At 72.4% G+C, this 10,145-nt stretch carries 6 protein-coding genes; 5 read left to right on the forward strand and 1 reads right to left on the reverse strand.

Annotated features, from left to right (window positions below; genetic code table 11):
- Positions 1 to 1,681: 1,681 nt before the first annotated feature.
- The 5 genes from E1298_RS38525 (at position 1,682) to E1298_RS38545 (ending at position 9,755) form a co-directional block, all read left to right on the forward strand.
- Complete coding sequence (locus E1298_RS38525; RefSeq protein ID WP_131902328.1) at positions 1,682 to 2,827, forward strand: MinD/ParA family ATP-binding protein; 1,146 nt, start codon at positions 1,682 to 1,684, stop codon at positions 2,825 to 2,827.
- Between the two features lie 169 nt (positions 2,828 to 2,996).
- Positions 2,997 to 5,486 (forward strand): ATP-binding protein, encoded by a 2,490-nt coding sequence (locus E1298_RS38530; RefSeq protein WP_131902329.1) that lies wholly within the window; start codon positions 2,997 to 2,999, stop codon positions 5,484 to 5,486.
- Entirely contained in the window at positions 5,483 to 8,056 is a 2,574-nt protein-coding gene (locus E1298_RS38535) for a type IV secretion system protein (protein WP_131902330.1), read from the forward strand. The genes E1298_RS38530 and E1298_RS38535 overlap by 4 nt, the downstream gene beginning before the upstream one ends.
- Positions 8,056 to 8,709, forward strand: a complete 654-nt coding sequence (locus tag E1298_RS38540; RefSeq protein ID WP_131902331.1) for a hypothetical protein — start codon at positions 8,056 to 8,058, stop codon at positions 8,707 to 8,709. The genes E1298_RS38535 and E1298_RS38540 overlap by 1 nt, the downstream gene beginning before the upstream one ends.
- Positions 8,706 to 9,755 (forward strand): C40 family peptidase, encoded by a 1,050-nt coding sequence (locus tag E1298_RS38545; protein ID WP_131902332.1) that lies wholly within the window; start codon positions 8,706 to 8,708, stop codon positions 9,753 to 9,755. The genes E1298_RS38540 and E1298_RS38545 overlap by 4 nt, the downstream gene beginning before the upstream one ends.
- Positions 9,756 to 9,789: 34 nt before the next feature.
- Here E1298_RS38545 and E1298_RS38550 read toward each other — a convergent pair.
- Positions 9,790 to 10,145, reverse strand: a 356-nt coding sequence (locus E1298_RS38550) for a guanyl-specific ribonuclease (RefSeq protein WP_131902333.1), incomplete at its 5' end; no start/stop codon positions are given.

Below are 10,145 nucleotides of genomic sequence, written 5' to 3' on the forward strand. Positions count from 1 at the left end.
ATCCCACCCAGCCGCGAAGGCAGCGCCCCCCACCGCGGAACAGCCCGCGAGCGACGTCCCACGCCAACCCGACGAGCAACACCCCAAGGACGCCCCCGCACCGACGACGAGCGCCGCGCAGCCCGCCGAAGCACAGCAGCCCCAGTACGCGCCGCGCCCACCCGCCTCCCGCCCAGAAGGCGAACGGCCAGACGTACCGGTCGCAGGAGCACAGACCCCCGCCTCCGCAAGCGCGGAGCCCACGGGAGAGACGTCGCGTTCCGTGAGCGGGGTAGCACGCCGTCCGCATGAGCGAGGCACCCCTGCGCCTGCCGCTGCCCCGCCTGCGGGGAGCAGAGAGCAGGCCGCCGAAGTTCAGCAGCCCAAGGACGCGCCGCGTCCGCTCGTCTCTCGTTCGGAGGGTGAGCAAGGGGATGTGCCGGTCGCAGGCGCACAGGTCCCGGCCTCCGCAAGCGCAGGCCCCCAGGGAGAGACGTCGCGTTCCGCTGCCTTGCCTGTGGCGAGGGGCGAGCAGTCCGCCGAAGCTCAGCAGCCCAAGGACGCACCACCTTCGCCCGTCTCCCGTCCGGGAGGCGAGCAAGGGGATGTGCGGGTTGTTGGAGCGCAGGTCCCCGCTTCCGGCTCGGCAAGCGCGGAGCCCGAGGGGGAGACGTCGCGTTCCGTGAGCAGGGTCGCGCGCCGTCCGGATGGGCAGGACACCCCCGCGCCTGCCGCTACCCCGCCTGCGGCGAGGGGCGAGCAGGCCGCTGGAGCTCTGCGGCGTGAGGACGCGTCGCCCTCGCCCCTCTCCCGTCCGGGAGGCGAGCAGGGGGATGTGCCGGTCGCTGGAGCGCAGGTCCCGGCCTCCGCAGGCGCGGGGCCCCGGGGGGAGACGTCGCGTTCCGCTGCTTTGCCTTTGGCGAGGGGCGAGCGGGCCGCCGAAGGACAGCAGCCCGAGGACGCGCCGCGTCCGCCCGTCTCCCGTTCGGAAGGCGAGCTGGGGGATGTGCGGGTTGCTGGATCGCAGGTTCCTGCATCTGCTGCCGCGGAGTCCAAGGGGCAGGAGGAAGCGCCAGAGCGGGTTGTGCCCAGTTCTGAGGGCGAGCGGGTAGACGTGCCGGTTGCAGGCGCTGAGGGTCCGGCTTCCGCAGTCCGAGGCGAGGCAGGCCAGGCGCCTGCACAGCAGTCTGAGCCTGGTGAGAAGGCCGACGAAGGCGAAGTCGTGGCGTTCAAGCCTGTCGCGCCTGAGAGGACAGGGCCGCGCCAAGACGTGCCTCAGCGGTTCAATGGCGAGGTCGGCGACAAGAAGGTTGCCGGATGGAATACCGCGCCCAGAACGCCTGACGAGGGACGGCCCTCCGCCGCCTCGCCGCAGGAGCGCGGGGCTCCGCGGCCTGGTTGGGCTGCGGGGCCGCCCGCTCCGCCGCAGGTGTCCGGCTCCGAGCCGGTGCGGGGGGTCCGGCCCCAGCGCGGTCCCGCGCCGACGCGGCCCGACATCCCGATGGTGCCCGGGGCGTTCGGCGCGGCACAGCCACGAGAGGCCGAGCCTCAGGAACCAGCCCAGCCGCCGCGGCCGGCGCCACCATTTCAGCCACCGCCGCCTTCGCGGCCAGTGCAGCCGCCGCAGGCAGCGCAGCCGCCGCAGTGGGCGCAGGCAGCGTCACCACCGCCGCCACCGCAGGCGGAGCGGCCTGCTGAGCCGGTGCGCAAGGAGCCGCCGAAGCCGTGGTCGAAGGGGCTGTCCAATCCGACACGGCCCGCCTCGACGGACGGCCGGCCCTGGCCGTCCGTGCCGGAGCCGGGGACGCTGCCTCCTCAGGGTGTGCCGATCCAGCCGCCGCCCGAGGAGCAGGCGCCGCCGCGCGAGGTGCGGTCGGAGCCGGCGTCGCCGGTGCGGCCGAGGCCGCTGCCGCCGCCGCCCGCCGCGCCGCCGTCCGGTCCGGCGATCACGCCGCCGGATCCGGAGCACGAGGTCACGACGGGCGGGTTGCGGCGGCTCATCCAGGCCGTCGGCGGCGGGCACGGCGAGGTCGACGCCGAGTACCAGATGCGGCTGCAGCAGCCGTTCCACGGGACGCGGCACATCGTCGTGCTCGGGTGCACGGGCGGCGCGGGCCAGACCGTGACCGCGTTGATGCTGGGCCACACGTTCGCCCAGCACAACGGGGAGCCCGTCGTCGCGGTCGACGTCAACCCCGGGCCGGGCGCGCTGGCGCGGCGGACGCGGAGCGAGACCAACGAGACGCTGACCGGGCTCATCACGCGGGCCGACCAGGTGGGCAGCCTCACCGCGATGCGCCGGTACACCTCGCAGGCCAAGTCGGGGCTCGACGTCATCGCCGCGGGCAAGAACCCCCTCCAGGCGCTGGACGACCGCGACTACGCCCTCGCGATCCGGACGATCGACAGGTTCTACTCGGTGACGCTGCTCGACGCGGCGGCGGCGGTCGTCGCGCGGGTGCTGCCGTACGCCGACCAGATCGTCCTGGTCGCGCCGGCCAGCGCCGACGCGCCCCGGGCGGTGGCGATGACGTTCGAGTGGCTGGACGGGCACGGGTACGAGGAACTGCGGTCCCGCGCCGTCACGGTCATCAACGGGGTGAGCCGCCGCAGCATGGACGATGTGGAGCAGGCCGAGGCGGTGGCGCGGGGCCGCTGCCGGGCCCTCGTCCGCATCCCGTGGGATGATCACCTCAGCATGGACCGTGCGCCGCGCAACGAGCTGCGATCGTTGCGCGCGCCGACGCGGCGTGCCTATCTTGCCCTCGCCGGCGTGGTCGCCGGCGGGTTCACCGTCGTGCCCGAGCGTTACCAGGAGCTTCAGCAGGAGCAGGAGGCCACCCGATGAGCGCCCCTCGCGGGCATCGAGCGGACCGGACCGGCAGGGCGCGGGCATGCCTGGCGGGCGCGCCTGACGTCCATGGCCGCGCGGACGGTAAAGACTTCCTCAGGCAACCCTTCACCGGCCTTTGCGCAACGGGAGAATCAGTGGTCGGAACCGAGGTCGGGAGGGCGGCATGAGCAAGTCCAGCCGACTGGCGGTGCGGTACTTCGACGACCGCGTCCTGCTCACCGACAACGCGGCGTGGGCGTACTTCCGGCTGCCCACGGTGTCGTACGAGTTCACCACCGGTGAGGAGCGCGAGGCGCTCGCCACCAACATCACCATCGCGCTCGCTGGCATCCGGATGCAGGACGCCGAGGTGCACCTGAGGATCGCGCACCGGACGTATCCGGCGGCGGAGTGGGCGCTGGCGCTGGACAAGACGTCCGACGCCGGGTCCGGGTGGCGGGAGTACCTGGAGGAGACCTACGCCCACGTGTGGGCCAAGGACTTCTGGACCAAGGAGGTCTACCTGGGCGTGCGGCTCGGGCCGCGCGGGATGGGCGCGCACCTGTCGGGCGGCGTGCTGGCGCAGTTCCTCGGACTCTACAAGCGCAGCGAGAACGTCCTCGGCGTCCACGACGACGCGGTCGACAAGAAGGAGATCGCGCGCTGGACGGAGCAGGCCGAGCGGATCGGGCGGGCGCTCGGCGGATCCGCCCTCTACGCCAGGCACGCCACCTCCAACGAGGTGGCGTGGCTGTTCCAGCACGCGGTGACCGGATCGCTGGCCGACCCGCCGCCGTCCGCGGTGCAGCGGAGGACATGGGGCAAGGGCGAGATCGAGGCGCTGGTGGAGGGCGCCATCCACAACGGCCGCTCCTACCTGAGGGTGGAGCAGCCCAACTACACCGGCGCGGGCGGCGGCGCCACGGCGGCGTCCTATGTGGCCTACCTGTCGTTCGCCCGTTTCCCCGACATGATGCCGTTCCCGGACGGCGAGCCCTGGTTCCACTACGCGGACGCCCTTCCGTTCCCGGTCGAGATCAGCGCGCGGATGAAGCTGATCCCGCCGGCCAAGGCGTCCAAGGACGTCTCGCGGAAGCTGGCGCACGCGCGCGACATGGACCAGCACATCCGGGAGGCCGGCGCGGAGGCGCCGATCGCGCTCGCCGAGCAGATCGACGCGGCGCGGATGCTGGAGCACGGCATCACCAAGGAGCGGCTGCCGTTCGTGTACGGCTGGCACCGGCTGATCGTGTCCGCGCCGACCGAGGAACTTCTCGCGCAGCGGGTGGACGCGGTGGTGGAGCACTACCGCGACATCGGCATCGACGTGGTCAACTCGACCGGCGACCAGTTCTCGCTGTTCCTGGAGTCGCTGCCGGGCGACCGGATCCGGCTCAACGCCTACGCGCAGCGCCAGCCCCTGCGGACCATCGCCGGCGGCATGCCGGTCGCGACGGTCGACCTCGGCGACCGTCCAGACGAGCACGACGAGGGCTGGATCGGCCCGTACATCGGCGAGACGCTCGGGCGGGCCCGGTCCATCGTCCACTTCGACCCGCTCGTCGCCGCGGCGCGCAACCGTCCGACGGCCGTGGCCATCACCGGGGAGCCCGGCGGCGGCAAGACGACGCTGGCGCTGCTGCTGATCTACCAGATGGCGTTGCGCGGGGTCACGGTCGCCGCCATCGACCCCAAGGGCGACGCCGAGTCGCTGGTGGAACTGCTCAAGGCGCGGGGCAGGAAGGCGCGGATCCTGCCGCTCGGCTCGGCGGCGCCCGGCCTGCTGGACCCGTTCTCTTTCGGCGACGACCTCGCGGCCAAGAAGACCATGGCCACCGAGACGCTGAGGCTTCTGCTGCCGAGGATGTCGGAGGAGCGCGAGTCCGCGATGATCCAGGCGGTCGGCGCCGTCGCGAACGCCGAGCGCCCCTCGCTCGGACGCGTCGTCGACTACCTGGAGGCCGCCGCCGACCCCGCGTCCAAGAACCTCGGCGCGGTGCTCCGCTCCATGTCGGAGATGCGCCTCGCGCGCCTGTGCTTCGACCCGTCCGGCGGCGAGCGCATCGACAGCGCGGGCTGGACGACCGTCTTCACGCTGGGCGGTCTGACGCTGCCCGACGTCACGATCTCGCGAGAGGACTACTCCTACGAGCAGCGCCTGTCCGTGGCCCTGATGTACCTGGTGTCGCAGTTCGCGCGGCGCCTCATGCACGGGCTCGACCGGCGGCTCCCCAAGGCCATCTTCCTGGACGAGGCGTGGGCCATCACATCGACACCCGAAGGCGCCAAGCTGGTGCCGGAAGTGTCGCGGATGGGCCGTTCCCGCAACACTGCGTTGATCCTGGTCTCCCAGAACGCCGGGGACCTCTTGAATGAGCAGGTGACCAACTGCCTGTCGTCGGTGTTCTGCTTCCGCTCCACCGAGCGCGTCGAGGTGCGCGACGTCATGTCGCTCCTCGGGGTGGAGGCGTCCGACGAGCACAAGGCCGTGCTCCGCAACCTGGGCAACGGCGAGTGCATCTTCCGTGACCTCGACGGCCGAGCGGGGCGCATCGGCGTCGACCTGATCTCCGAGGAACTGCAGCGTTGGCTGGACACCAACCCGACCCGGTCCCATCCGGGCGCGTCCGAACTCACCGCCACGGGGGCCGAGGTCGAGGAGGTCAGTCGATGAGGGGTCCCCGCCACCGGACGGCGCGCCTGCAGCGCTCGCCCGGCGAAGGGCTCGATCGCGCGTGTCTCGATCGTCCCCGCCGTCCCCGCCGGTCCGGCGGCCAGGCGCACCGCCCGCGCACCCGCCGCTCGGTGCTTCTGCTGATCATGATGGCGCTGTTCCTGGTGAGCCCGGTCTCACCGGCGGCGGCGTCGATTCCGCTGCCGGGCCCGGGCGACACGTGCCGTCCCGCGGACAGCCCCTCGCCCGAGCAGTACGGGTCGGGGACGGACGGGCTGATCAAGCCGCCGGACTACCCGAACGCGAAGCTGCAGAAGACGCCGGTCGACCAGCAGACCTACTACGACCGGTACGGCACCGCCGGGCAGACCTGGTACGCGGTCGACATGGGGTGCTCGGACGCGATGGCGATGATGGGCAACGCCCTCGCCAACACGACGTTCACCCTCGTCCGGGCGATCGACCGGACGACGATCAGCGTCTACCAGGCGGCCGCGTCGGAGTCGCTGCTGGGCTGGTTGAAGGACACCGTCGACGGCGTCATCACCGGCATGGGCAAGACGTTCAACGCCCGGTACTGGTCGTGGGTGGTCATCCTCGGAGCGATGTGGCTCGCCTGGTGGGGGCTCGTCCGCAAGCGGGCGAGCAAGGTCACCGAGGGCGTCATCTGGATGGTCGCCGCGATGGTGGCGCTGATCTGGCTGGTCGCGCGGCCGGCGGACTTCACCACGCTCGGGACGAAGGTGTCGGAGGCGACGAGCGCCGCGTTCAACGCGGCGTTGCCGCAGAGCGATACCAAGGGCGGAGTGTGCATTCCGCCGCCCGAGGGCAAGCCTGATCCGGCGGCGTCGCCGAACCTGGACGCGACGACGCGCAACGCGAACGGGCTGTGGGTGGCGCTCGTCTGCAAGCCGTGGCTGCAGGGCGAGTTCGGTACCACCGACCCCAACGCCAAGGTCGTCAAGGACAACGCCGATAAGCTGCTGTGGGCCCAGGCGGTCGACCTGCCGGAGACGTACGGCGGCCAGAAGGTCGATCTCGGGAAGAAGGCCGACGCCTACAAGGACGTCTCCAAGAGCATCAAGGACGAGCATCCCGGCGTCTATCCGCTGTTCCAGGGCAAGAACTGGACGAACCGGCTGGCGGTCGCGTTCGGCGGGCTGTTCGCCGCGCTGGTCGCGGGGCTGCTCATCATGGTCATTGCGGTCGCGCTGATCGTGGTGAAGATCGCGTTCCTGCTGTTGCTCGTCGCGGGGCCGATCTTCCTCGGGATCGGGATACATCCGGGCATCGGACGGGTCATCGCCATCCGCTGGCTGGAACTGCTGCTGTCCATGCTGCTGAAACAGGCGGCGCTCATAGGCGTGCTGTCACTGCTGCTGTGGGCGTACGGGCTGATCCTCGGCGAGACCCTGCCGTGGGGCCTGCAGATCCTGCTGATCGCGCTGGTGACGTTCGCGGCGTTCATCTACCGCAAGCCGTTCCAGCACCTGTTCTCGGCCGTCGGCTACTCGGCGGTCGGAGCGCGCGACAAGGGCGAGGCCCATCTCGACAAGTCGGTCATGGAGGCCCGAAAGAACACCGCGGCGGTCGCGGGAGCGGTCGTGCCCGGGGCGGCCGGCTACCGGCTGGGCCGCTGGGGCAAGCGCGACGCGTCCGAGGCCGCGGCCGCCGGGGGAGCGCTGGCCGACGCGTCGGCCGGTTCCGGCGTGGCCACCGACCGGCGCGCGGGCGTCGCAGGGGCCGGGACGGGCGATGGCCCGTCGCCGGAGGAGGCTCCCGTCCTCGCGGCCAAGCCCCGGACCGCCGGTGCGGCGGCCGCGCAAGGACGTTCCCGACGCGGCGCACCGCCGCTGAACCTGCCTTCCCGCGCTGGCACCCTCGGTGACGCGCGCGCGGGCGCGGGTGCTGCGGCGGGCACACGCCCGGGCGGTGTGTCGGGCGTGAAGGCGGGCACCGGCGCGGGCGCAGGCGCGGCCGGCGGTTCGGGCGCGGGCGCCGGTGCGGCTGCCCCCGCGGCAGGTGGCGGCAAGCCGTCCGGGGGCGCGGGCTCGGGTGGAGGCACCGTTCGTCCCACCTCTTGGACGGGACGGGGCGGCACCGGTGGCGTGAACGCGGGCGGTGGCGGTTCGGGCGGCTCCGGCGGTTCAGGCGGCGGTTCGGGTGGCGGCGGTTCGGGCGGCAATGGCGCCGGCAATGGATCCGGAAACGGTTCCAGCGGTGGCGGCGGCTGGTTCTCCGGTGGCGGACGCTCGTCGGGCTCGACCGAGCGCGGCCGTGGCCGCGCCGGCGGGTCGGGCGGCGGGTCCGGTTCGGGGGGCGGTGCCCCCGTGTCCGGCAGGCCGAGCGCACCCGCCTCCAACGTCCCCAGGCCCCGCTCCGCCGCGAGCGGTGGCGGCGGTGGCGGAGGAGGGGCCCCGGCGGCCAACCCCGGATCCGGGCTCGGCCCCGGCGGGCGCGAGCAGCCTCCGCCGCTGTGGAGCCGGCGCGGCTCGCAGGACGAGCCGCCGATCCCGTTCTGGCTGCGACCGGTCGAACGCCAGCCAGGTGAGCCAGAACGGGACGAGTGATGAACCTGAACGACCGCCAGCGCAAGCTCCTGTTCGCGGGACTGGTGGTGCTGCTCGCCCTCGTGGGCGTCTACCTGACGGTCGCCGCGCCTGACGGCGACTCGGGCGATGCCGACGACCGTCCGAGCGCGGCGGCGACGGTGCCCGCCGGGCCGACCGGCCCGGCGTCGCCGCCCCCCGGGATCCAGAGCCCCGTGAAGCCGGGCGACTTCGACCTTTACCGGCTGCTGCCGTTCTCCCAGCAGGAGTTCGCCACGGCCGCCGACCTCGCGCAGCGGTTCGTCGCCGCGTACGGGACGTACCGCTTCGACGAGGACCCCAAGGTGTACGTCGGGCGGCTGACCGGGATGGTCACCGACGGCCTGCGCGGCGAGATCGAGCGCGGTGCGACGTCGCCGGGGATCCAGGACGACCGGCGCCAGAAGCAGATCGTCGCGCAGGGGACGGCCACGCTCGACCGGGTCCGCGACATCGAGGACAACTCGATCATCTTCCTGGTGACCGGCAAGCAGCAGGTGACCAAGGGCGGGGCCGCGGGCGACGACAGCAAGCAGTACGCCGTCACCGTGGCGCGGGACGGCGGGTCGCTGAAGGTCTACGCGTTCCAGCCGGCGGACACCGGGCAGGCGGGCGACACGGGTGATCCCGGATGACGCCTCGGCGGCTGCTGCTCGCCGGCGCCATCGGCGTCGCCGCGACCCTCTTCGTCGCGCTGATCTTCGTCCCGATCCTGTTCGGCGCGAGCCAGTTCATCTTCGGCGGCGGCGTGAACGGCGGCTGCGTGGACGTCTCGCAGGCGGGGGCGCAGCCCGCCGCGGCAAACGATGCCAGGGCGATCCCGGCCGATTACCTGGACCTCTACAAGAAGGCGGGCGGGCAGTACCGCATCCCGTGGAACGTCCTGGCGGGCATCGGCAAGGTCGAGACCGGGCACGGCACCTCGAACCTGCCCGGCGTGCGCAACGGCGAGAACTACGCGGGAGCCGGGGGGCCCATGCAGTTCCTCGACCCGACCTTCAAGGCGTTCGCGGTGGACGGCAACAAGGACGGCCGCAAGAACCGCTACGACCCGGCGGACGCGATCCCCACGGCCGCCGCGTACCTCAAGCACAACGGCGCCCCGCAGCGCATGCGGACGGCGATCTTCATGTACAACCACTCGTGGGACTACGTGAACCTCGTCCTGGACTGGGCCAAGCGGTACGTCGGCGGCGACTTCAAGGTCGTCCAGTCCAACGGCGTCGACTGCCAGGACAACGACCTGCCCGCGAACGCCGGCGGCCTCGTCCAGAAGATCATCCAGTTCGCCATGGCGCAGCGCGGCAAGCGCTACATCTTCGGCGCCAACGGCCCGGACGCGTGGGACTGCTCCAGCCTGCTGCAGGCCGCGTACCGGTCGGCGGGCCTCGCCATCCCGCGGACGACGTTCGAGCAGTGGCCGTTCGGCGTGAAGGTCCCCAAGGGCAAGGAGCAGCCGGGTGACCTGGTCTTCTTCAACTCCGGGCCGGGCACCTCGTCCAACAACCCCGGGCATGTCGGCATGGTCATCGGGGACGGGAAGATGGTCGTGGCGAGTTGCTCGACCTGCGTGCCCAACATCGGCGTGAAGCCCTACAAGCGGCCCGACTGGGTGGGGACGACCCGCCCGCTCGCGCGATCCGACCTCAAGAAGAAGCTGTCCGAGCTGGCCGCCCAGTAGCCGGGTGGTAGGCCCGGGCGGCCGGCGGGGCCGGTCAGCAGCCGAAGTCGATGTCGTAGAACGTCCTGTAGTGGTCGGCCGTCCAGTACATGCCGTCGTGGCCCTCGTTCCCGGACGTGATGATGCGGCGGGCGCCGCGCGTCGGGCTGCCCGGGGTCTTGACGGTGTACTCGTGGTAGAAGCCCCGCGGCTCCTGCGGCAGCAGCCCTTCACGGTTCTGGAAGACCGTGCCGTCCTGCGGATACGGATACGGGCCGCCCCGGTCGATCAGGGCGATCGTGTCGTCGGCCTGATCGGGAAGCCTCGTCTCGCAGATCGGCGGGACGGCGAGGGCGGGGACGTCGGCGGCGGCCGCGACGGCGAGCACGGCGGGCGGCGCGGGTGCGGGGG

It is taken from the genome of Actinomadura rubrisoli (genome assembly GCF_004349215.1).
Taxonomy (GTDB): domain Bacteria; phylum Actinomycetota; class Actinomycetes; order Streptosporangiales; family Streptosporangiaceae; genus Spirillospora; species Spirillospora rubrisoli.

Coding starts and splice junctions, on each gene's coding strand:
- E1298_RS38540 (WP_131902331.1), top strand. CDS start 8,056: ATGAACCTGAACGACCGCCAGCGCAAGCTCCTGTTCGCGGGACTGGTG.
- E1298_RS38535 (WP_131902330.1), top strand. CDS start 5,483: ATGAGGGGTCCCCGCCACCGGACGGCGCGCCTGCAGCGCTCGCCCGGC.
- E1298_RS38530 (WP_131902329.1), top strand. CDS start 2,997: ATGAGCAAGTCCAGCCGACTGGCGGTGCGGTACTTCGACGACCGCGTC.
- E1298_RS38545 (WP_131902332.1), top strand. CDS start 8,706: ATGACGCCTCGGCGGCTGCTGCTCGCCGGCGCCATCGGCGTCGCCGCG.